This is a genomic window from Sphingobacterium rhinopitheci (assembly GCF_022627575.1).
Taxonomy (GTDB): domain Bacteria; phylum Bacteroidota; class Bacteroidia; order Sphingobacteriales; family Sphingobacteriaceae; genus Sphingobacterium; species Sphingobacterium rhinopitheci.
Genome location: NZ_JADEYQ010000015.1, coordinates 39,688 through 62,420, shown reverse-complemented (window position 1 = coordinate 62,420; position 22,733 = coordinate 39,688). Strand labels below are relative to the sequence as shown.

The window sequence follows — 22,733 nt, the reverse complement described above, 5'->3', positions numbered from 1 at the left end:
TTAATCTGCTTCTATATAAACCGTTATTTACCAAAAATAATCTACCACATTCAATTCTCTTGCAGCTATTGGTTCAATCAATTTGGGCATAAATAGGTATTTCTATCCCGATATTGTTGCTTCCATAATTTTATACAAGATTCTTTATTTAAGAACTAAAGCTTAACAACTTATCACTATTAAAAATACTTTTATTTTCCTCCCTAAATCGACAATACTAAAAAGCATCTATTGATCTGTTACCTTATTCATTTGAAGAATAAAATGGATTTTGCTTCATTTGCTTATTTACAGACATCTCATCTGCAGCTATAGGAAAACAATATTGCGCATCTTTATTCGTCAATTGGCTTATTGTGATCACATCAGTCAAATCTTGAACTACACGCTGTATGGGAAGATTTCTTCTTTTCAAATCAAAGAAACGATGTCCTTCAAAAGCTAATTCCTTGAATCTTTCGATATAAACAGCATCTATTACATCTTCTTTAGTGGATACAGTTTGATTTGTATAATTATGTATACGTGCAGCTCTAAGTGTATTCAAATCCGAATTTGCAGCTGCTATACCTGCGGTAGGATTTTTCTCCACTTCTGCTTCAGCACGGATTAAATACATCTCTCCTACACGAAATAGTTTTACATTAGTCAAACCAGGAGAGGCATTATTTCCGCCTATGTATTTATTTATCAAATATGCAGACTTTGCCCCTCCCGAATTAGCTTCTCTCGATTGGTCATATTTAATATAACTAGCATAACGGATATCATCTACAATATTAAACTGGCTTCTTAATTTGAATGATGGTGCATACAATACTATTCCTCCCGTTTCACGATAAAAGGAAGCACCTAATCTAGATTCCCCAACTTCGCGTGCCAACTGCCATACAATTTCTGCTGATGTATTGTCTGTCCATATTTTTGGGAAATCAGACTTTGATGCCAATTGTTGATTATTAATAACCTCAGTAGCATATTTTATTGCATTATCCCAATTTTTCTCATAAAGGGCTACACGTGCTTGAATTGCCGAAATAGCGGTTTTTGAAATACGATTGATGCTATTAAAGGTAGCAGGCATTAAATCCTTTGCTGCAGTCAAGTCGGCATTTATATCTACAAAATTAGCCGCTACGGTAGGACGCTCAGGATACGTTAAAGAGGAGGTCTTCTTATAAGGAATTCCCATACCATCCATATCATATTTGGAAGCATAAGCTCTTAGCAGCTCAAAATGACTATAAGCTCTTAGTGCTAGTAACTCTGCATGATATTGATTCAATACCTGCTGTGTATTTGCAGTTACTGCAACGGTAGGTAACGCCTCTAAAACAAGATTTACTCTATTTATCACAATATAATAATCTGTTAATGCTGCTGTAACTGTTCCTGAACTTGAATTATATTGCCATTTGTGCAAAGATGAATTTGACACTGTATTTTCCTGCGGCATCATTACTTCGTCTGAAACAATAGCCCCTGCTTCAATTAAAGTAGTTGTAATAGGAACATAAGCCCCAAGTACACCCATATTTACATCATCAACATTACGGAATGCTTTGTTAGAATCTATAGAATCCGTTGATGTGCTATCCAATTTATCACAGGATTGAAAACATAAGCCTACAACCGATAATAAGATAAATATTTTATTGATTTTCATAACGCTCTAAATTAAAAGTTGATGTTAATTCCTGCTGTATATTTCCTAGCATTAGGATACTCAAAACGACCATATTGAAGACTATTTTCAGGATCTAGCCCTCTCCATTTTGTCCATGTAAATAGATTTTCTCCTTGTGCAAATACATCAATAGATTTAAAAATCTTCGTATTAAATACAGAAGCTACAGGAATGCTATAATTAACTTTCAAGTTTCGCAAGCGCATATAAGAAGCATCTTGAATATCTTTGGATGTAAAATTACGAGGCACATCGATACGTTGTAAGGTAGCTTCATCCCCGGGTTTCTTCCAACGATCATACAACATACGCTTACTTTGATTGCTCGTCATGTAACGTTCATTTTCATTATAGAAATCTATATTATTCCATCTAGAAACATCAGAAACAAAACTAAACAAAGCACTTAATGATAAATCCTTCCAACGGAAACCTGTCGTAATACCGCCTGTAAACTTAGGAAACATATTTACCCCTAAAGCAACAGCTTGGTTTTCTTCATTATAGGTGGTAGTCGTAGATCCATCTCGATTATAGTACAATGCATCCCCATTTGCAGGATCTACACCAGCCCATTGTGGAGCATAATATGTACCATATGGCAAGCCTACTTTTATAATGCGTGCATCCCCATCCAACAGCTCATCAGCAATATCTGTTACACGTAAGATTGCATTTTTGTTATAAGCCGCATTAACACCGATATTCCAATTGAAATCTGTCGTTTGTATTAGATCGCCACTAAGACTAACCTCAATGCCTCTATTACGCATTTTGCCCGTACTCAAAAATGCTTTACCTGACTCTGCTCCAGCAGTAATAGATACAGGTTGCTCAATAAACATATTGTTAGTTATCCGATTGTACCAATCTAAGGAAAGCTTAATGCGCTGTGTTTGAAATAATGAAAGGTCAAAACCTGTATTAAATTCATCTACATATTCCCAATCAAAATCTGGATTAGGTACATTTGTTGGTTGCAATCCTGGTTGCCCTCCATATGATGTACCTACAGAATAAGCCGCCAAATAGGCAAAATTAACACTAAATGGACTAGCAGTCTGTCCATAACTAGCACGCAATCTGAATACAGGGATTAAAGTTATATCTTTTAAAAAATTTTCGCGCTTAACATCCCACACTGCGCCCAAAGAATAGAAACCATGCCAACGATTCTTTAATGGAACAGCAGATAAGGAAGCACCATCATAACGATAGCTACCTGTCAATGTATAACGATCTAATAAGGTGTAACGCGCGACACCCATGTATGAAGCTAATGCATTAGAATTTCGGCTACCATTAATAATGGGTAAAAATGAAGTACTCACTGTAATTCCTGCTGGTGTTTCGGGCAATCTATCATCAACACCATATCCTAAGTAACTAAACCCTCTATAATCGTTATATACATATTCGAAAAATCCAGATACTTCAAAATCATGAATATCTATTGTTTTAGCATAGGTCAATCCTGAAGTCGTAGATAAACCAAAATTACGTCTACTACCTTCACCAAAAGATCCTTTTTTCCCAATTTGTGTGCTCCCAATATAGGAAGCAGGATCTATGAAGTTCTGATCTGTAGAATTACGAAGATCAACCCCTACACGGGTTGTAAATTTTAAATAATCCGTAAATTGATAGGCTAAATTTACAGCGACTAAGGCTTTCAATTGATCAGTCTTATCAGAGGTACCATTTAGAACATCTATACCTCTACTACCTTCTCTAGTATCCAAAAAAGTAATATCACCATCTGTAGCATGAAAAACTCCGTCTGCAGTATATGGATATTCATAAGGCAAGGCATAATAAACAGATGCCATAGGAGAACCAACTCCTGTACCTCCTTCATTATAGGTAAACCTAGATTTGGAATATCCTAAATTAAAATTAATACCGGCCGTAAATTTTCCATAGTTAAAATTTGTGTTACTTCGCAAGGAATATCTATTCATTCCTGTTTCTTTGACTAGGCCCTCTTCTTGCAAGAAACCAAAAGAATTATACGTTTGTACATTTTCATTTCCACCACTTAGACTAACCTGTTGCTCCATAAATCTACCTTTTTGAAAAAATAAATCACGCCAATCGGTATTTACATTGCCCAAGCTATCCAATAGTTGATCTGCTTGTTGTTGCCAATTACTATTTTGTGTGGAATAATTGGGGTTTCGTTTAGAATAAGTCCATCCTGGACCAATATTTCGTCCCGTTTCCAAACCGACCTCTTCTTCAAAACGGAGACGCTCTCTTGTATCCATCATTACGAAAGTAGGCTGTGTTAAGGTAGAAAAGCCATATTGTGAACTGTAATTTATATTTAGCTGCCCCCTTTTACCTTTTTTTGTTGTAATCAAGATAACACCGTTAGAGCCACGAGAACCATAAAGAGCTTTAGCAGAAGCATCTTTCAAGACATCCATAGATTCTATATCTTGCGGGTTTATAGTTTGAAAATAACCACTCTCGATAGGTATCCCATCCATCACATATAAGGGGGAAGTCGTACCATTGATGGATCCAACGCCACGAATCACTACGGACGCCGATTGCCCAGGTTGGCCTGAGCTGGAAGATACAGACAACCCTGGTACGCGTCCTTGAAGTATTTGATCCAAAGAGCTCATAGGTACCTGATTGATATCCTTCGCAGCCACTTGAGTAGAAGCACTAGCACTTTTATTTTTTGAATAATCGGTATATCCCGTAACCACTACTTCATCTAATAGGTTATCATTCTGTTCGATAGTTATGATAAAATCTGTCGCTTTATTGACCGTTACGGTCTTTGCAAAATAAGAAACATGCGTTAATAACAAATCATCTCCAAGCTTTGCCTGTATCGAAAAAGCACCATCTGCAGAGGTTGTACTTTTGTAGGCGGATCCTTTAACAGTGATTAACACCCCCGAGACAGGATTACCAAAGCCATCAACTACTTTACCTGTTATTATATTTTGTTGATATTGTTTGCTTAGACTTAATTGCTGGAAAGAAGATAAGTCAGAATTTGACATTACCTTGGCCTCACTATACGATACCATCAACAAACAGGATAAGAAAACTGTCCCTAATTTTGGTACACGCTGTGAAAAGTGACTTCGCAAAGTTTCTTTTTTGCCACATTCATTTAATGACATATGCAATAGATTTAGAGGTAGTAATAATTTAAGTATTATCAACGAATTACGCTAAAAAATATGATATATCATAACAAAACATAATTACGATGCCATTTTAACAAAAAAAAGCGGTGTTTACTTGCATAAACACCGCTTTTAATAATTAAGTTATATACTGTTATTTATTATCTAGCAGATACGTCTTAAATTCTTCATAGGAAACTTTTAAATCATGTGCCAATTTAGGCTTTTCAGCCAATTCTGTTGCTCCTTTTGGATAGGTTACGTGTTCAAAAATAGAAGCTTCAATTCCATCAGGGAATTTGCACGGATGTGCGGTAGATAAAAACACGGAAGCATATTCACCGGGAAAATCTTTCTTAAAAGCTTCTGCTGCCATATAAGCAATTGCCGTATGTGGACAAGCAATATAATTGTATTTGTCATATAATTCTTGCATAGCGACTTTTGTTTGTTCATCTGTATATGTATATGATGAAATCAACGCACGCAAATCGTCCAAATTATGTGCAAACAAATCTTGAATACGTACCCAGTTGCTCGGATTACCGACATCCATCGCATTAGCTAATGTCTGGATGGAAGGTTTTGGATCATAAGAGCCACTTTGTAAGAAACGTGGAACTACATCATTCACGTTTGTTCCTGCAACAAAATGTTTTACTGGAAGGCCTAATTTATACGCTAATAAACCAGCACCAATATTACCAAAATTACCACTAGGTACCGTAAACACAACCTCATTAATACCTTGAGATTTCAACTGTGCATAAGCCCAGAAGTAATAAAATGTTTGAGGTATCAAACGCGCAATGTTGATAGAATTAGCTGAAGTTAATCGCAACTGCTGATTCAATTCTTGATCATTAAAAGCTTGCTTTACCAAAGCTTGACAATCATCAAAGGTACCGTCAACTTCTAAAGCGCGAATATTTTGTCCATTTGTTGTCAATTGCTCTTCTTGTACTTTTGATACTTTTCCTTTAGGATAAAGGATGGTAACACGCGTACCTGCTACACCCAAAAACCCCAATGCTACAGCACCACCGGTATCGCCCGATGTAGCCACTAATACATCTAACAATTGATCACCATCTTTCGCAAAATAACCCATCACACGGCTCATAAATCGAGCACCAAAATCTTTGAAGGCATATGAAGGTCCGTGAAACAACTCCAATACGGCCGTAGTAGAATCTAAAAACTTGACAGGTGCATCAAAATTAATGGCATCTTCCACAATATTCTTTAAATCTTCTCTAGGGATATCATCGCCTATTAAAGCATTAGCTACCGTAAAGGCAATCTCCTGTAAGGAATACTGTTGAATATTTTTTATAAATAATGGATCCAATTGAGGTATCTCTACAGGCATATATAACCCTTTGTCTTGTGGCAAAGAATTAAAAACAGCTTCTTCAAAAGAAACACGTAAATCTTTATTATTTGTACTATATAATTTCATTTCCTATTAATCATTAAATGGTAATACTTTTGGACCTTCTACGTTCACATTAGATACATATTGATAGCTCTCAATATCTCGTGCTGACAAATGCGCTTTAATCTTTTCGGTCACGATTCGAGCAATTTCTTCTCCTTTAGTAATAGCCACAACAGATGGCCCTGACCCAGAAATACCGAAACTCAATGCTCCATTTTCTAAAGCTATACGCTTCATCTCATAAAACTCAGGAATCAATATTGCTCGAGTAGGTTCAATTAATACATCATGCATACTACGACCAATAAGTTCATAATCATGTTGAAATAAACCAGCTATTAATCCAGCAATATTTCCCCATTGTACGACCGCATCTTTCAACAATACTTTGTCTTTGATTAGTTGTCTGGCTTCGCGTGTCGGCACATCAACTTGAGGGAATACAATACCAGCATATAATTTTGGCGGAACAGGCAATTTGATGACATCCAAATCCTCCTGTCCACGTATCAAGGTAACACCCCCCATCAATGCAGGCGCAACATTGTCTGCGTGACCGTGGCCACAAGCCAAACGTTCGCCTTCTACACAATAAGGCATCAACTCATCCTTGGTCAATGGAAATCCTAACAGCGCATTTATAGCGAATAAGCCAGCAACAGTACTTGCGGAACTAGATCCTAAACCCGAACCGATAGGCATATGTTTAATCAATTCAATCTCAATACCGATGTGGTCTAATATTCCCAAATCACGAAGCAGCATCTTGACACAGGCACTGACAGTATTCTTGTCAGCATCCAAAGGAAGTCGTCCATCATCGCCTTCAATAGAACGAATACGAACACCAGGAGTTGGTACTTTATACATCTTCACCTCATCACCAGGGTGATCTACAGCGAATCCTAATATATCAAATCCACATATCATATTTGCTACCGTAGCAGGTGCAAATACACGAATTTTATCTACTGCATGTGATAGGTCTGCTTTTCCTTCAATAGATGTTGACACTTTATTATTTGACATTTTTTCTCTAATAATTATTTTGACCCAACATTTACTAAGTCCGCAAATACACCACCTGCAGTTACTTCAGCACCAGCACCTGGCCCCTTTACCACTAACGGTCTTTCTTTGTAACGTTCTGTCGTAAAAGATATAATATTGTCACTGCCTGATAAGGCATAGAAAGGATGATTTTCATCTACAAACTGTAAAGAAATATCCACTTTTCCATTTTCTAATTTGCCGATATAACGAATAACTTTATGCGCTGCTGCTGCCTTTTCTTTCAAGCTATTAAAATATTTATCAGCCTTTAATAATTCAGTATAAAATTCATCTACCGAATTAGCCTTCAAGCATGATTCTGGTAAAATAGCACCCAAATTTACATCTGAAGACTCCATCTTATGGCCAGCATCACGAGCCAAAATCAACATCTTACGCATAAAATCAACACCTCCTAAATCATCGCGAGGATCAGGTTCTGTATATCCTAATTCTTGGGCTTTCTTCACCACATCATAGAAAGAAGCATCGCCTATAAAATTATTAAAGATATAAGATATAGTACCTGAAAGAATAGCTTCAATTTTCAAAATACGATCTCCACTGAGCATCAAATCCTTTAAAACACTAACGATAGGTAAACCTGCACCTACGTTAGTTTCATAGAAGAAATCTACGCCATGCTTACGTGCCGTATCATGTAACAAACGATATTGTGCATACTCTCCAGAATTAGCTATTTTATTACACGTAACAATAGATATATTAGCTTTAAAAATATCTTCATAATATGTGGCCGGCACTTTACTGGCTGTATTATCTATAAACACACAATTTGGCAAATTAAAAGCTTTCATCTTTTCTACGAAACCTGACAAATCCGCTAACTCCCCCTTTTCGTCTAACTCATCGCTCCAAGTATCCAAATTAATGCCCTCTAAATTGAACACCATTTTTCGTGAATTTGAAACACCTACTACTTTTATTTCAATATCATTATTTTCCAACAAAAAGTCATGCTGTTCGGCTAACTGTCGGAATAATGTCGCTCCAATATTTCCGGTACCCAAATTAAAAACATGTAATGTTTTCTTTAGCTCCGCAAAAAAAGCATCATGTACAGCATTTAATGCTTTGGCTAGATCATCTTTGGAAATAATAACCGAAATATTAAACTCAGAAGATCCTTGTGCTATAGCACGTACATTGATACCATTACGTCCTAAAGCAGCAAATAATTTACCGGACATACCTGGCGTACGTTTCATATTTTCACCCACGATTGCCAGTACAGATAGATTTTCTTCTACCTCGGGAATCACCAACTTAGCTGCTTCCAATTCCAATTCAAATTCTTGACCGATGAGCTTCAATGCTTTTTCAGCATCAGAAGGATTTACTGCAAAAGTAATACTGTGCTCAGATGACGATTGCGTAATCAATACCACATTGATTTGCTCGCGCGCCAACAACGTAAATAATCGCCCAGAGAAGCCCGATTTTCCAATCATCCCCGATCCCGAAAGATTGATAATAGAGATATCCGATATGGAAGAAATACCTTTGATAGGATATTGCGTACAATCTGATGCAAACTGAATAAATGTACCTGCAAATTCGGGGTCAAAAGTATTACGTATAGCGATAGGAATACGCTTCATAAAGGCAGGAATCATCGTCGGTGGATAGATCACCTTAGCGCCGAAATAAGATAACTCCATCGCTTCCGTATACGATAGAACAGGTAGAGAAAATGCTTTTTTCACAATACGAGGATCAGCTGTAAGCATACCATTCACATCCGTCCATATCTCAATGACCTCCGCATTTAATACAGATCCAAAAATAGCCGCTGTATAATCAGAGCCGCCGCGTCCTAATGTAGTTATACGACCTTTGTCGTTAGAGCCGATGAAACCTGTTACAAATAATAACTTATCTGCATGTGTTATCGCCAAAGATTGTATTAATTGTGTAGTTAATTCTTCATTCAAATGTGCATTTCCAAAATTAGAATCCGTCTTTACATAATGCGAAGCATCGATATATAAAGCATCTTGGATATATTGTTCCATAATTTTAGATACCAAATAATTGGAAAAACGCTCGCCAAAAGAAACAATTAAATCTTTAGATTGTGGACTAAGTTCTTTTAATGCAAATACACCATGAAGGATTTCTTCAAGATCATTAAGCATCAACTTTAATTTGGTAAGTACCGGATTTTGATATTTTACTGCGATTAACTCCTTTACAACAGCAAAATGTTTCTCTTCTAAATATTGTATATCGGCATCAAATGATAAGCGTTCGGCAGCATTGTCTGCCATCTTAGATAAAAGATTGGTTACGCCAGCCATTGCCGATAATACGACCAAAGGCTTTTCTCCATTATCATGAGATTTTTTTACGATATCAAGAACAGCCCTTATACTCTCTTTAGAACCGACTGAAGTTCCCCCAAACTTTAATACTTTCATACTGGTTTATTGTTTATAGTTGTTTAAAATAAGTGACTAACAAAAAAAGCCTTCCTCTTTTTAAGAGGAAGGCTTCACATATCTTTTGAACACTAATTATTCAACAATAGAAGTACTTCCTCCGAGGTATGTAATCCCAGTGGTAATAATAATCGTTGTAATAATCGTGCCTTGTTGCATTGTTTTCTGTAAATATTTCATAAAGATAAAATATAATTTATAAATACAATATTTTATTTAATATATTTTTATATAAATCGAAATATCAACTTATGCCGTTACATTTGAAAAACTGTACGAAATAGCTCTTAAAACACAAAAAATGTTAAAAAACATAAAATCAGCGAACTAAATATCACTTAAAAACCTTATTAAAAGACTATTATAGATAGCAAAGTGTTAATAAAATGTTAAATTAGGGTAAAATTGCTTGGATTACTATATAAGAAGCCCTATCTTCGTTATGATCTAAACGGAAGGATATATGACTTTCAGTAAATCAAAACAAAGTTGTAAATTAAAAAAAAGCGATTTAATGAACACAAAAAAACTAATAGCAGGAATGTTATTTATAGGCTTTTGTCTAGTGTCGCATGCACAAACAAACAATAAAGTTAAAGAGCAAGATAATCTTGCAAAGGAATATTTTTCTCAAATAATGGGTGTAGCTGTAAATGCGACAACAAGTACGAAGCTTTATCAATTTGTTTATGATTGGGTAGGTACCCCATACAGATTAGGTGGAGATTCAAAAAAAGGAATTGATTGTTCTAAATTTTCTCTAGCTTTATATGAAAATGTTTTTAACACTACTATTGGCTACAACAGTAGAAATCAATTTGCTAACGTTACCCCTATAGAAAAAAACAACCTACAACCTGGCGATTTAGTATTTTTTAAAATCAGAAGTAAAAGTATCACGCATGTAGGCGTATATATCGGTGATGACAAATTTGCACATGCATCCTCTAGTAAAGGAGTAATGGTAAGTAATTTAAATGATTCGTATTGGAAACGCTACTACTATAATGGAGGACGTCCAAAAACGGAAGATTCTCGTATGATGACTGCTGATCTTTCAGAATTCGATAACGAACAATAATATTAATTCCTATATTAATAAAAGTCCGAATGAATTGATATTCATTCGGACTTTTTATTTAATTTAGTACAGTTAAAAAGAGATTATGTCAACTAAGAAAACTTTAATATTAAACAAGACGCAAATAGTACAAAAATCAAGACGTATTGCCTACCAAATATTAGAAGATAATTTTGATGAGAAAAATATTGTATTAGTAGGGATTGCAGATCGAGGATACGTTTTTGCGCAACGTCTACAAGTGATCCTACATGAAATTGCTCCTGACAAAGAAATTGAACTTATAAAAGTTAGTATACAGAAAAACAAACGCTCATTAGATGCCATAACGGACAAACCTACAGATGTCGCTAATAATAAAACGGTAATTGTTGTTGATGATGTATTAAATAGTGGACGTACATTGGCTTATGCCTTAGGTGTGTTTATTAATATTCCACTTAAGAAAATGAGAACAGCGGTCTTAATAGATAGAAGTCATCATATATTCCCTATATTCAGTGATTTTTATGGCTTAAAACTTTCTACGATTTTAAAAGAACACGTAACAGTTTGTTTAGAAGAATTTGATAAAGAAGAAGATGCAGCTTGGCTTTCCTAAGCTGCATTTTTATTAACCTTTATTGATTTTAAGTTTCATACCCGGTTTGATCAAATTAGTACGTAAACCATTATCAGCTTTCAACTTTTGAACTGTTAAACCCTTGTGTAAATTAGCAATTGCATCAAGAGAATCTCCTTTTTTGACGGTATACACAGTCATTCTTGAAGAGGAATTCTTTACGGAAGTTGCCACCTTTGTATTCTTAGCTAACTGATTGTTGATAGGCTTTTCGATAATCAACGTTTTACCCGTAATATAATTACTGGACCCCAGGCCATTCCAAGCTTTAAGGTTTTGAATAGAAACCCCAAATTTGCGACTTATGGAAACTAATGTCTCCCCTCTTTTTACCTTATATTTTTTTATACTTCCTTCATCCGTTTTTTCCGTATCATTATACAATAGGGATTTACTATCATTCAATGCTAAATACAATAAACTATCATTGGTATTCTGTGTAATCGGCAATAATAGTCGCTTAGGCTTCTGAACACTACCATTGACCAAATTGCGCTTATAAGCAGGGTTATACTTCTTGAGGTCGTCGTGCGATATACCTAAAGCGGAAGCAACATTATTAAGATCTATAGTATTGGACACAAATAATACTTTATGATCAAATTTCAAATCTGAGTTATCACCAAAAATATCATAATACCCAGGATCACTCAACACATAGCTCATCGCTATATATTTTGGTATATAATTTCTTGTCTCTGCGGGTAGGAAAGGAGATAATTCCCAAAATGTAGGCTGCGTATAGCCCGATTTTTTAATCGCTCTTTGCACACAACCGCGGCCACAGTTATACGAGGCTATAGCCAATAGCCAATCCCCAAATTGATTATATGCGCTCTGCAAATATTGCGATACCGCATAACTAGATGAATAAGGATCTTTTCTTTCGTCCAAATAACTATTCATCTCTAAATTGTATTCTTTGGCCGTAATATGCATAAACTGCCACGGTCCTACAGCACCAGATCGAGAAACAAGATGTGGATCCAAAGAAGACTCTACTAAGGATAAATACTTAATCTCTTCTGGGACTCCAACTTCTGAAAGAATAGATTCGTATATAGGGAAGTAATGCTTACTTAACCCTAATAACTTATTCATATAAGGCCTGTAATTTGCAGATGTATATTTATCAATATAATATTTTACCTGCTCATTATATTCTAAAGGGATCGTTTTTGATAATAATTTACTTCGCCTTAATATATCTATATCTTCAGGCGTGATTGGCGAATCAGAATTCCCTTTAATTGAATCCAATTCCATTATTAACTGTTCATTTTTCGCTTCTATGAACTCAAGAATAGCATTATGAAAATCTTCATTATAAGACTCATTCATATCCTCTTGAGCAAGAACATTAGTATGAGCGATAAAAAAAAGTGAGAATAAACAGAGCACTAATCTCATAACAAATTAGTTAGCTAAAAATAAATTGAATTATATTTTTAGTATGAAACAAAAAAGATTTTACTAAAGCTAAGAAAGCCTTAGTAAAATCTTTATTTAATAAATTAACAACATGTATTAGTTGTTCTTTTTTTCTGTGTCAGTAGTAGTAGTAGGAGCTTCAGAACTATCTTCACGCTGACCATCTTTAAATTCTTTTACTCCACGACCTAAACCACGCATTAATTCAGGAATTTTTTTACCCCCAAATAATAAAAGAACCAACACAACGATTATAATAATCTCTTGAGTTCCTATAAATAATAAGTTTGATGTATACATTTTTATTTTCTTTATATCTTTTCTAAACTAAGCAAATATAATCAATAAATAATTAATTTTTTGTAACAACTATCTTGCTAACCAAGACGATGGGTCAAATTCACGCTGTCCCTGCTGCAAACCAAAGTTAACAACGGAATAACCTAAATCTTCATCTCTTCCTGCTGTACCAATTTGTTGTCCTCTAGTAACTTTTTGACCTTTACGCACAGAAACACTTCCTAAATTAGAATAAAAACTAAAATACTCACCGTGCTTGATGACAACAATACCACCCAATGCTTGTACCACATCGCCCTCAAATACCGTTTTAACAGCAGCGTTGTCGGCTGTTCGAATAGCAACATCTGGTTCATCAATTGTAACACCTTCGACAGATCTACGACCATATCCTCGTACAATATTCCCTTGACCTACAGGCCATGGAAGCCTACCTCTATTAGATTGAAAATCTGCTGACAAGCGAGCGGCTTCTGGAGTAGAGCGTAAAATCTCACTATCCGTTTTCTTGGGAATTGTTTTTTCTACCTCCGCTACAGTTTTGCCGGTACGTTTGGCTTCAAGCTCCGCTTTTCGTTTGCGTTCTTCCTCTGCTTTGCGACGCTCTTCAGCGATTTCGCGCGCAATAGCAGCCCTAATCTGAGAATCGACACGTTTCTTTTCTTGTTGCTTTTTGGAAAGCTGACCTTTTACGGACCGTTCTTCTTTGACTATTTGGCTCAGTTGGCCCTGATGCTCGGCACGATCCTTCGCTATAATATTACGTTCCTGTTGTTGATCTGCTAAAAGATCTTTTTGTGTCTTTCTATCAGCTTCTAGCTGTGCTATTTTTAGCTCTATTTCTTTTTTAACAACTTCAATTTCTGCTACCTTTATTTTCCGAGCATCCGTAAATTGTTGCAAATACTTAACCCGCTTAAAGGCTTGATTAAAATCCTTTGAAGCAAAAATAAACATCATTTTATTATAGCCATTCTTATTACGAAAAGCAAACATGATCATTTTCTCATAATCATCACGCATCTTTTGTAATTCTTCTTTCAACGACTGAACGGTCTTGGTGTTGCTGTTAATCTGTGTGCTCAGATTATTAAGTTCTCGACTGATAATCGTGATTTTTTCCTCACGCAACGCTAACTGACGGCTGAGTGCATTTACTTCCTTTTGAGAAAGCAATTTTTCGCGCGTCTTTGCGGCAAGCTCTTTGTTCAAAGAAGCGATTTCTATTTCAATCTTTTCACGTTGCTTTTTTAGAGCAACACTACTTTGTCCAAAAGAAATTTGCGTCGCGGCGCATAATATAATGATACTAAAAAGTATTTTATTCAAATTCATCAAAATGCTATTTCTTATTTAGCTTATCTTAAAATGTCCAAAAATAACGATAACAAAACTATATGCCTAATAAAATGAGTGATTTTACCAACATTTATTATCAATTTACCACCTTATATTTTGCAGGTGCTGTAAAAGGCATTTCAATAGGTTCATTAAACTCTAGCTTGTTGTAGTTGAGTATAGCATTTATAGATAATGCCCCAGCATTGACCTTTAAATTCTGGTTTTGTGGAAAATTATATCCTGTTACTGCAGCAAAACTACTGTAAAATGCTTCAATATTCTCATTTGCACCAATAGCATTTAACCGAAATACCTTTGGGCGATTATTTTCATTCAAGCTATATTGAAAAGAAAGACCGTTTATCACCCCTACTAATTGCACCTCGTCGGCTGCACTAGCAACCGTAAGATTCTCTGTACGCAACAATTTGGTATTTACATTTGCTAAAATCAAATCCTGTAGCATAGCAAAATTAATACCTTCCCCTGCATACTTATATATGTAACTAAATGGCTTAACAATATACTCACTTTGCAGTTTATTTAAAATTTTCACCGTATCCGGCGTAATCAATATCCGCGCTGCTTCATAATTTACAACAGTAGCCGTTACGGAAATCCAAATAGCTTTATCTCTATCTATACGAATATGCAAGGTAACATCTTGCTTTTCGTCACCAAACTCTACTTTTGTTTTCGCTCTACCATTAAAGGTATGAAAGTCCAAATTATTAATCGTATATCCATCATTTAGCATGACCGGATTTGTCCCTGTCTTATCGCCCACAACTTTCTTTTTTGATGCGCAACTTGAAAAAAGAAAAATTGCCAAACTCATGATGATTATTCCTCTACTCCACATATTTTTTCTCTTTAATTTTTTCTTGAATTTTTAATTTATCTTTCTCGCTGATATCCGCTAATGTAAGTGCCTTTTGCCATTGTTTTAAAGCTTCCTTAGTTTTCCCCAATTGGGATAAGATGTCACCATAATGCTCTATCAAGGTAACCGAAGTAACGGGTGAATTCTTCAGTGCCTTCTCTATCCATTTTAATGCTTCAGTATAATTACCTTGTTGAAACATAACCCAAGCATAGGTATCCTGGTAAGTGGAGCTTTTAGGTTCTAATGCTATAGATCGCATAGAATAATCAGCTGCTTTTTCTAAATCCAACTTACGTAGGGATAAGTAATAAGCCAGATTATTCATAGCGACAGCATTTGTACTATCCAGCTTTATGGCTTCCTCATATGCTACATCCGAAGCAGCATCCATATTCAGCTTATGATACAAATCCCCTAAAGAACCATATATAATAGATCTCAAATATTTATTCTCATTTGTACTATTATTCAATGCTGCTTCCAATAATTGTCGCGCTGAGGCATTATCTTCTTTAGCTAAATAAGCTAACCCTGAAAAGTACAATAAAGCCGGATTACCGGGATTTGCATTCAAACCTTCCTTACTATGTTGTATTGCTTCATCAACTTGCTTCATGACCAAATCTACATTGATCAACATCCGCCAAGCATCAATTTGATTTGGTGCTATGCCTACTGCGGTTAAAAACATAGATTTCGCTTCAGCGGTGTTACCACGCTTCCATAAAATCTCCCCTTTAATCATGTGACTTTCCGCAATTCGGGGGTGAACTAACACCAATGTATTTGCTAATGACTGCACTTGATCCATAGTGAGCGATTTATTCTCTACACCTAATAAGTCCAACATCACACGGTACTTGTGTACGTACTGTACGTCTGTAGATTTAAAAGCTTTTTCCAAGGCATCAAAGGTAAATTTTGATTTACCTTCCATTTTATAGGCATCCGCTAAATCTAAATATAAACTAGCATCATTGGATTTTGCGACACCTAATTCCAATGTGGCAATAGCATTCTTAGCTTTCTTTTCATTGAGGTAACCATACCCCAATCTACCGTAAACACTGCTCAATGTAGATTTGCCTGACCATGGCAGCAATAGTGCTATACCTTCTTTATTCTTATTACCATAAAAGAAAACATCGGCTAATGCTACATCTAGGGTATCTGTATGATTCCCTTTATCTTTCTCTTGGTTATATACGACTAAAGCTTGATCTAATTGATCTGTAAAGCCCAATATCGACAACAATTCCCTAGCCAATGCAGTATCATTGGGATATTTCGCACGTGCTGCCGTCAATACTTCCACAGCTTTTTTCCAATCCTTTTTAGACTTATAAAGCTCTACTAGATAGTTAGTATATAATACCAATGGCTCTATCTTATAAGCTTCTTCTACATTAGTGATGGCACCATCCAAATTACCAACCTGCCCTAGCAATAACCCTTTGGCATAAAAAACCTCCGCCGCAGTAGGGTATTTAACTAAGATTTGATCTAGTATATTTATAGCCGCAGGAAAATTACCTTCACGAAGCTTAACCTCTACCTCTGCGAGCTCACTTCTATATAGCGAATTATTACTTTGAGCATAGTTTTTTCCTGCAAAAACTAATACAAAAAGCAATACTAATATACTCTTAATAATATTATTCATCATATTCGTACTTTTTAACACCTCACTAAGGTAGGATATTGTCACCAAAAGTTAGCCTTATCCATCTTAAAAAATGTTAAAAATAAAAACAGCTAACTACTTGTAAAATACCAAATAAAATTAATACCTTTGCATTCCGATTGTAGAGATTACACTCGGTTAGAATATTTATTAATTAATTAAATAAAAGCAAGTGAATACGTTAAGTTACAAAACTGTCTCTGCCAACAAAAACACTGTTAACAAAGAGTGGATCGTTGTTGACGCTGAAGGCGAGATCTTGGGACGTTTGGCCAGCGAAATTGCAAAAGTAATTCGTGGAAAGCACAAGCCAACATTTACCCCACACGTAGACTGTGGAGATAACGTTATTGTTATCAATGCAGACAAAATTAAGTTGACAGGAAACAAATTAGGCGACAAAGTTTATGTTCGCTACACTGGCTACCCAGGTGGTCAACGTTTTGTTTCTCCAAAAGAATTATTGGCTAAACATCCAGAGCGCATTATTGAGAAAGCTGTACGTGGTATGCTTCCGAAAAATCGTTTAGGACGTCAGTTATTTAAAAACCTTTACGTTTATGCTGGAACAGAGCACAAACAAGAGGCACAAAATCCAAAACCAGTTAAATTTTAAGGAGAACAATTATGTCAACAACTAACACTTCAGGAAGAAGAAAAACTGCTGTTGCTCGTATCTACTTAGGAGCTGGTAGCGGAATCATTACCGTAAATGGTAAAGACTACAAAGAGTATTTCCCAACATTGCCTTTGCAATACATCGTTACGCAATCATTAAGCGTAGCCGAGTCATTAGCAAATTTTGATGTGAAAGTTAACGTTCAAGGTGGTGGTGTTAAAGGTCAAGCTGAAGCTGTACGTTTAGCAATTGCTAAAGCTTTAGTAGAACTTAACCCGGAAGTAAAACCTGCTTTACGCGCGAAAGGTTTAGTAACACGTGATGACCGTATGGTTGAGCGTAAAAAACCAGGACGCAAGAAAGCACGTAAAAGATTCCAATTCAGTAAACGTTAATCACAGGAGGATCAAAAAATGGCAAGAACTACTTATCAAGATTTATTGGATGCAGGTGTGCACTTTGGTCACCTTACACGTAAATGGGATCCGAAAATGTCTAAGTACATTTTCATGGAACGCAACGGTATCCACATCATTGACTTGAACAAAACACTTACGAAATTAGAAGAAGCTGCTTCAGCTATCAAACAAATCGTAAAATCAGGTCGCAAAGTTTTATTCGTAGCAACGAAAAAACAAGCAAAAGAAATCATCGCGCAACAAGCTAAGGCTGTTAACATGCCTTATGTTACAGAGCGTTGGTTAGGTGGTATGCTTACTAACTTCGCAACAGTTCGTAAGTCTATCAAAAAAATGACTACTATTGACAAAATGCAAAAAGATGGTACATTTGATGTATTGTCTAAAAAAGAGAAGTTGATGATTCAACGTGAGCGTATTAAGTTAGATAACCTTTTAGGAGGTATCGCTGACTTAAACCGTTTGCCTGCAGCTTTATTCATCATCGATGTGAAAAAAGAACACATCGCTGTAGCAGAAGCTATCAAATTGAACATCCCTACTTTTGCAATGGTAGATACGAACTCTGATCCTACAAACATCGATTTCCCAATTCCAGCAAATGATGACGCTACTAAATCTATTAGCTTAATCGCAGGTATCATTGGTCAAGCGATCGTAGAAGGTTTAGAAGAGCGTAAACGCGATAAAGAAGATGATGCGGAAAAAGAAGCTGCTGCTGCTAAAGCTGCAGTTGACAATGGTGAAGCTGGTGAAGCGACTCCAGGAAAACGCACTCGTAAAGCGAAAGACGTAGAATAATAATTCTATATAAAGCCGGATAGACAAGTGTTGGTTTCTGGAAGCTTAATCTTCCTTTACCTGCCCTGTCTTTCCGGTTTTTTTGTTAATCAACTTTTAACAGTGATTTACAAGCTGTTAAATACATCAATTGTAATTTTATTTAAAAAGAAAATATCATGTCAGTACAAATTTCTGCATCAGATGTAAACAAATTGCGTCAACAAACAGGCGCAGGTATGATGGATTGTAAAAAAGCGTTAGTAGAAGCTAATGGTGACTTCGAAGCTGCTGTTGATTACCTACGTAAAAAAGGTGCTAAAGTAGCAGCTAGCCGTCAAGACCGTGACTCTAACGAAGGTGTTGTTATCGCTAAATCTACAGCAGATGGCAAAACTGGTATCGTAGTAGAAGTTAACTGTGAAACTGACTTCGTAGCTAAAAACTCTGATTTCATCGCTTTAGCGGAGAAAATCGCAGAGGTAGCTTTAGCGAACACGCCTGCTACAGTAGAAGAATTAAAAGCATTAACATTAGACGGTAAAGTAATTTCAGAATTATTAATCGAGCAAACTGGTGTTATCGGTGAGAAAATCGATATTTCGAAATTCGAAATCGTTACTGGCGAGAAAGTTGTTGCTTACATCCACGGTAACTACCGTTTAGGTGTATTAGTAGGTCTTTCTGCTGCTGTTGAAGGTGCTGACGAAGCGGGTAAAGATGTAGCTATGCAAATCGCTGCAATGAACCCTATCGCTATCGATAAAGACGGCGTTGATGCAAATACGGTAGAGCGTGAAATCGCTATCGCTAAAGAACAAATCATTGCTGAAGGTAAACCTGCTGAAATGGCAGAGAAAATTGCTCAAGGTAAATTGAACAAATTCTTTAAAGAAACTACTTTATTGAACCAAGAATTCGTTAAAGATTCTTCTAAAAGTATCGCTCAATTCTTAGATTCAGTATCTAAAGGATTAACTGTAAAAGCTTTCAAACGCGTACAATTAGGTGCATAATTTCGAAAGAAAGTTATAACAAAGCCCCACTTATTATTAAATAAGTGGGGCTTTTTATTTACACAGGATTCATTATATTTAATTAAATACTATATTGAATTAACCTAGTAATTATGATGACCATTATGAACCAGAAAAGAAAATATAGCAAGGACCTAAATTATGGACGTGCTATAATTGATAAATTCTGTCAAGATATTACAACTCCAATTAAAGTATTAGATATTGGAGCTGGATATGGAACAGATCTGAGTATTGTTCAAAAACATCATCCTGTGGCCCAATTATATGCGATCGAAGCATTTATTAGTTTTCAGCAAAACTTAAAAGATAATGGTATTACCGTATATGGTATAGATATCGAAAAAGGAGTGCTTCCTTTTGAGGACAATAGTATAGACCTTATAATATGCAATCAAATACTTGAACATTGTAAGGAAATATGGTGGATATGTCACGAAATCACTCGTGTATTGAAACCGGGAGGTACATTTATTATTGGCGTACCTAATTTAGCATCCTTTCACAATAGATTATTACTGCTAATAGGCAAACAGCCAACATGCATAAAAAATAATTCTGCACATGTAAGAGGCTACACAAAAAATGATATTATTAAATTCCTAAATACAGGATTTCCATCAGGCTATCAATTAGAAAGCTTTTATGGAAGCAATTTCTATCCTTTTCCACGTAGAATAGCTATGTTATTAGCAAAAATATTCCCAAAAATGGCGGTAGGTATATTTTTTAAATTCACCAAGTCTACAAAGCAATATAATAATGAATTCCTTAATTACCCAAGAAGTAACAAACTACAAACAAATTTTTATGTCGGCCCACCAAAGAAACCAATTCATGAGGATTAATGCTGATAATATAAAAAAACACCTAAAAACAAGAATTACCAAAACATAAAGGAGGTCCAATTGTATAGTATGTATCATTATACGAGATAGTAATCCAAAAACTGTACACACAAAAAGTTAATATATGAAAAAAGTATTATTAGGAATAATCATTCTTGTGATTATTTTACTAGTTGTCTTAATTATAAAAACATTCACCTATCCATTTGCTTCGACCAAAAATTTAGCAAAAGATCCAGCTGAATTCCCGATAAATGAAAAAGCTGTAAAAAGACTCTCAGAAGCAATACAAATCCCTACAGTGAGTACTGTAGAATATGGTGAAACGAATTTCGAACCCTTTGAGCAGTTTCACACATTTTTGCAACAATCATATCCTTTAATTTTTGAAAAATTAGATACCGCAACAGTCAACAAATATGGATTGGTATTTCACTGGAAAGGTAAAAATAGTAGTAAAAAACCACTGTTATTTTTATCGCATTATGATGTTGTCCCTATCAACAATTATGACTTTGCAAACCCTCCAGCATATACACCGGTGTTCAATATCAGCGAAAAAGCTACGCCACTGACAGAATATCAAGACGCCTGGACCTATCCCCCATTCAGTGGTGCTGTAGATCATGGAAGAATATATGGTCGTGGTACATTGGACATGAAAGGAATGTTGATATCTATCTTAGAAGGTGCTGATCAGTTGCTAGAGGAAGGCTACCAACCCGAACAAGATATATATTTCGCTTTCGGTCACGATGAGGAAGTAAGTGGCCGCCAAGGAGCACTCAAAATAGCGGAATATTTCAAAAATAAAAATATCGAATTTGATGCTGTATATGATGAAGGCGGATACGTAGTAAGCCCAGGATCTGTCATCAAAAGTATAGACAAAGCTATTGCACTAGTTGGAGTTGCCGAAAAAGGATTCTTAACGTTGCAGATAACTGTAAAAGGTACAGGTGGCCACTCTTCTATGCCACCAAAGAAAGGCTCTCTAGTGCTTGCATCTGAGATCGTAGAGCGACTAAATACAGACCAAATGCCGGCTATGATAACGGATCCTATTGAATACTTCCTCAAAAATGTAGGAGGGTCCATGGACTTCAAATCACAATTGGCTATTTCCAACCAATGGCTATTGAAAGGATTGTTGATAAAGAGCTTAGAGAATGATGCTGCCTCCAATGCATTGATACGTACCACAACAGCATTGACTATGGCACACTCGAGCGATGCGCCCAATGTGCTGTCTGCAACAACAGAGATCACGGTAAACTTCAGAATACTGCAAGGTAATACCGTTGAAGATGTAATGAATCATGTCAAACAAGTATGTGAAGGCTATGATGTCGATTACAAAGTAATCTCTTCACGCGAACCATCAAAGATATCAGATATCAATGGGGAGCCATTCCAGAAAGTGCAAAAAACAATAGCAGAGGTATATCCAAATGCGATCATTTCTTCATACCTGACTATAGGAGGAACAGATGCTTATAAATATGAAATTGTATCGGACAATGTATTCCGTTTTATGCCGATAGAAATCAATCAATATGATCAACGTCTTATCCATAATGACAATGAATCTATAACGATAGACAATTATATGCGCATGATTCATTATTTCAAATTATTGATGAAGTAACAATACTCATACCCCATTAAAAAGGCTTTTGTAGAAATACAAAAGCCTTTTTTATAGCATACTACATCGTAGTTCATGCTGTGCATGACGATAATAATGGCGTAGACCATAGTTATATATCGCAGTCATCCAAAGTATACCTACTTTCAAGACCTCTTGTTACACGCTATTCATTCCTAAAATACTAAACAGCATCTTACCCAATCAAAAGCTATACTTACTACAAAAGTAAATCTCTAAAA

At 35.7% G+C, this 22,733-nt stretch carries 18 protein-coding genes; 8 read left to right on the top strand and 10 right to left on the bottom strand.

The window, feature by feature from the left end:
- Nucleotides 1–244 precede the first annotated feature (244 nt).
- From IP023_RS12625 to thrA, 5 genes are all read right to left on the bottom strand, one after another.
- Nucleotides 245–1,666 (bottom strand): RagB/SusD family nutrient uptake outer membrane protein, encoded by a 1,422-nt coding sequence (locus IP023_RS12625; RefSeq protein ID WP_241790754.1) that lies wholly within the window; start codon nt 1,664–1,666, stop codon nt 245–247.
- 11 nt (nt 1,667–1,677) lie between these two features.
- Nucleotides 1,678–4,833 (bottom strand): SusC/RagA family TonB-linked outer membrane protein, encoded by a 3,156-nt coding sequence (locus IP023_RS12620; protein WP_241790753.1) that lies wholly within the window; start codon nt 4,831–4,833, stop codon nt 1,678–1,680.
- A 160-nt stretch (nt 4,834–4,993) separates the two neighbouring features.
- On the bottom strand, nt 4,994–6,301 hold the full coding sequence (gene thrC, locus IP023_RS12615; protein ID WP_241790752.1) for a threonine synthase: 1,308 nt from the start codon (nt 6,299–6,301) through the stop codon (nt 4,994–4,996).
- A 6-nt stretch (nt 6,302–6,307) separates the two neighbouring features.
- Nucleotides 6,308–7,309 (bottom strand): homoserine kinase, encoded by a 1,002-nt coding sequence (locus IP023_RS12610; protein WP_241790751.1) that lies wholly within the window; start codon nt 7,307–7,309, stop codon nt 6,308–6,310.
- Nucleotides 7,310–7,323: 14 nt separating this feature from the next.
- Nucleotides 7,324–9,774 (bottom strand): bifunctional aspartate kinase/homoserine dehydrogenase I, encoded by a 2,451-nt coding sequence (gene thrA, locus IP023_RS12605; protein ID WP_241790750.1) that lies wholly within the window; start codon nt 9,772–9,774, stop codon nt 7,324–7,326.
- Nucleotides 9,775–10,309: 535 nt separating this feature from the next.
- Here thrA and IP023_RS12600 point away from each other — a divergent pair.
- A complete protein-coding gene (locus IP023_RS12600; protein ID WP_241790749.1) occupies nt 10,310–10,876 on the top strand; it encodes a C40 family peptidase in 567 nt (188 codons plus the stop codon).
- 85 nt (nt 10,877–10,961) lie between these two features.
- Complete coding sequence (locus IP023_RS12595; RefSeq protein WP_241790748.1) at nt 10,962–11,477, top strand: phosphoribosyltransferase family protein; 516 nt, start codon at nt 10,962–10,964, stop codon at nt 11,475–11,477.
- A gap of 12 nt (nt 11,478–11,489) precedes the next feature.
- Here IP023_RS12595 and IP023_RS12590 read toward each other — a convergent pair whose 3' ends face one another.
- The 5 genes from IP023_RS12590 to IP023_RS12570 all read right to left on the bottom strand — a co-directional run bounded on the left by IP023_RS12590 (nt 11,490) and on the right by IP023_RS12570 (nt 17,122).
- The gene (locus IP023_RS12590) at nt 11,490–12,908 is read right to left on the bottom strand and encodes a lytic transglycosylase domain-containing protein (protein ID WP_241790747.1); all 1,419 of its coding nucleotides are present in this window, start codon (nt 12,906–12,908) and stop codon (nt 11,490–11,492) included.
- Nucleotides 12,909–13,025: 117 nt separating this feature from the next.
- Nucleotides 13,026–13,229, bottom strand: coding sequence for a twin-arginine translocase TatA/TatE family subunit (locus tag IP023_RS12585; protein WP_241790746.1), 204 nt, complete (start codon nt 13,227–13,229; stop codon nt 13,026–13,028).
- 69 nt (nt 13,230–13,298) lie between these two features.
- Nucleotides 13,299–14,564, bottom strand: a complete 1,266-nt coding sequence (locus IP023_RS12580; protein ID WP_241790745.1) for a murein hydrolase activator EnvC family protein — start codon at nt 14,562–14,564, stop codon at nt 13,299–13,301.
- A 100-nt stretch (nt 14,565–14,664) separates the two neighbouring features.
- Nucleotides 14,665–15,432 carry a DUF4292 domain-containing protein gene (locus IP023_RS12575; RefSeq protein ID WP_241790744.1) on the bottom strand — a complete coding sequence of 256 codons (768 nt, stop codon included), beginning with the start codon at nt 15,430–15,432 and terminating at the stop codon, nt 14,665–14,667.
- Nucleotides 15,422–17,122: a tetratricopeptide repeat protein gene (locus IP023_RS12570; protein WP_241790743.1), complete on the bottom strand. Its 1,701-nt coding sequence runs from the start codon at nt 17,120–17,122 to the stop codon at nt 15,422–15,424. Before IP023_RS12570 ends, IP023_RS12575 begins: the two co-directional genes overlap by 11 nt.
- A 190-nt stretch (nt 17,123–17,312) precedes the next feature.
- Between IP023_RS12570 and rplM the strand changes: the two genes are divergently transcribed.
- The 6 genes from rplM (at nt 17,313) to IP023_RS12540 (ending at nt 22,491) form a co-directional block, all read left to right on the top strand.
- Nucleotides 17,313–17,756 (top strand): 50S ribosomal protein L13, encoded by a 444-nt coding sequence (rplM, locus tag IP023_RS12565; RefSeq protein WP_241790742.1) that lies wholly within the window; start codon nt 17,313–17,315, stop codon nt 17,754–17,756.
- Nucleotides 17,757–17,767: 11 nt separating this feature from the next.
- The gene (gene rpsI / locus IP023_RS12560; RefSeq protein ID WP_241790741.1) at nt 17,768–18,154 is read left to right on the top strand and encodes a 30S ribosomal protein S9; all 387 of its coding nucleotides are present in this window, start codon (nt 17,768–17,770) and stop codon (nt 18,152–18,154) included.
- 18 nt (nt 18,155–18,172) lie between these two features.
- The gene (gene rpsB, locus IP023_RS12555) at nt 18,173–18,979 is read left to right on the top strand and encodes a 30S ribosomal protein S2 (protein WP_241790740.1); all 807 of its coding nucleotides are present in this window, start codon (nt 18,173–18,175) and stop codon (nt 18,977–18,979) included.
- 158 nt (nt 18,980–19,137) lie between these two features.
- On the top strand, nt 19,138–19,974 hold the full coding sequence (tsf, locus tag IP023_RS12550) for a translation elongation factor Ts (protein ID WP_241790739.1): 837 nt from the start codon (nt 19,138–19,140) through the stop codon (nt 19,972–19,974).
- 125 nt (nt 19,975–20,099) lie between these two features.
- The gene (locus IP023_RS12545) at nt 20,100–20,843 is read left to right on the top strand and encodes a class I SAM-dependent methyltransferase (protein ID WP_241790738.1); all 744 of its coding nucleotides are present in this window, start codon (nt 20,100–20,102) and stop codon (nt 20,841–20,843) included.
- Nucleotides 20,844–20,967: 124 nt separating this feature from the next.
- Nucleotides 20,968–22,491, top strand: a complete 1,524-nt coding sequence (locus tag IP023_RS12540; protein ID WP_241790737.1) for a M20/M25/M40 family metallo-hydrolase — start codon at nt 20,968–20,970, stop codon at nt 22,489–22,491.
- Nucleotides 22,492–22,733: the final 242 nt, after the last annotated feature.

Excerpts from the sequence above, each read along its gene's own strand:
- rpsI (WP_241790741.1), top strand. The coding sequence starts at position 17,768 with ATGTCAACAACTAACACTTCAGGAAGAAGAAAAACTGCTGTTGCTCGT.
- IP023_RS12545 (WP_241790738.1), top strand. The coding sequence starts at position 20,100 with ATGAACCAGAAAAGAAAATATAGCAAGGACCTAAATTATGGACGTGCT.
- IP023_RS12540 (WP_241790737.1), top strand. The coding sequence starts at position 20,968 with ATGAAAAAAGTATTATTAGGAATAATCATTCTTGTGATTATTTTACTA.
- IP023_RS12595 (WP_241790748.1), top strand. The coding sequence starts at position 10,962 with ATGTCAACTAAGAAAACTTTAATATTAAACAAGACGCAAATAGTACAA.
- tsf (WP_241790739.1), top strand. The coding sequence starts at position 19,138 with ATGTCAGTACAAATTTCTGCATCAGATGTAAACAAATTGCGTCAACAA.
- IP023_RS12575 (WP_241790744.1), bottom strand. The coding sequence starts at position 15,432 with ATGTGGAGTAGAGGAATAATCATCATGAGTTTGGCAATTTTTCTTTTT.
- IP023_RS12570 (WP_241790743.1), bottom strand. The coding sequence starts at position 17,122 with ATGATGAATAATATTATTAAGAGTATATTAGTATTGCTTTTTGTATTA.
- IP023_RS12610 (WP_241790751.1), bottom strand. The coding sequence starts at position 7,309 with ATGTCAAATAATAAAGTGTCAACATCTATTGAAGGAAAAGCAGACCTA.
- IP023_RS12620 (WP_241790753.1), bottom strand. The coding sequence starts at position 4,833 with ATGTCATTAAATGAATGTGGCAAAAAAGAAACTTTGCGAAGTCACTTT.
- IP023_RS12625 (WP_241790754.1), bottom strand. The coding sequence starts at position 1,666 with ATGAAAATCAATAAAATATTTATCTTATTATCGGTTGTAGGCTTATGT.
- thrA (WP_241790750.1), bottom strand. The coding sequence starts at position 9,774 with ATGAAAGTATTAAAGTTTGGGGGAACTTCAGTCGGTTCTAAAGAGAGT.
- IP023_RS12590 (WP_241790747.1), bottom strand. The coding sequence starts at position 12,908 with ATGAGATTAGTGCTCTGTTTATTCTCACTTTTTTTTATCGCTCATACT.
- IP023_RS12600 (WP_241790749.1), top strand. The coding sequence starts at position 10,310 with ATGAACACAAAAAAACTAATAGCAGGAATGTTATTTATAGGCTTTTGT.
- IP023_RS12585 (WP_241790746.1), bottom strand. The coding sequence starts at position 13,229 with ATGTATACATCAAACTTATTATTTATAGGAACTCAAGAGATTATTATA.
- IP023_RS12580 (WP_241790745.1), bottom strand. The coding sequence starts at position 14,564 with ATGAATTTGAATAAAATACTTTTTAGTATCATTATATTATGCGCCGCG.
- thrC (WP_241790752.1), bottom strand. The coding sequence starts at position 6,301 with ATGAAATTATATAGTACAAATAATAAAGATTTACGTGTTTCTTTTGAA.
- rpsB (WP_241790740.1), top strand. The coding sequence starts at position 18,173 with ATGGCAAGAACTACTTATCAAGATTTATTGGATGCAGGTGTGCACTTT.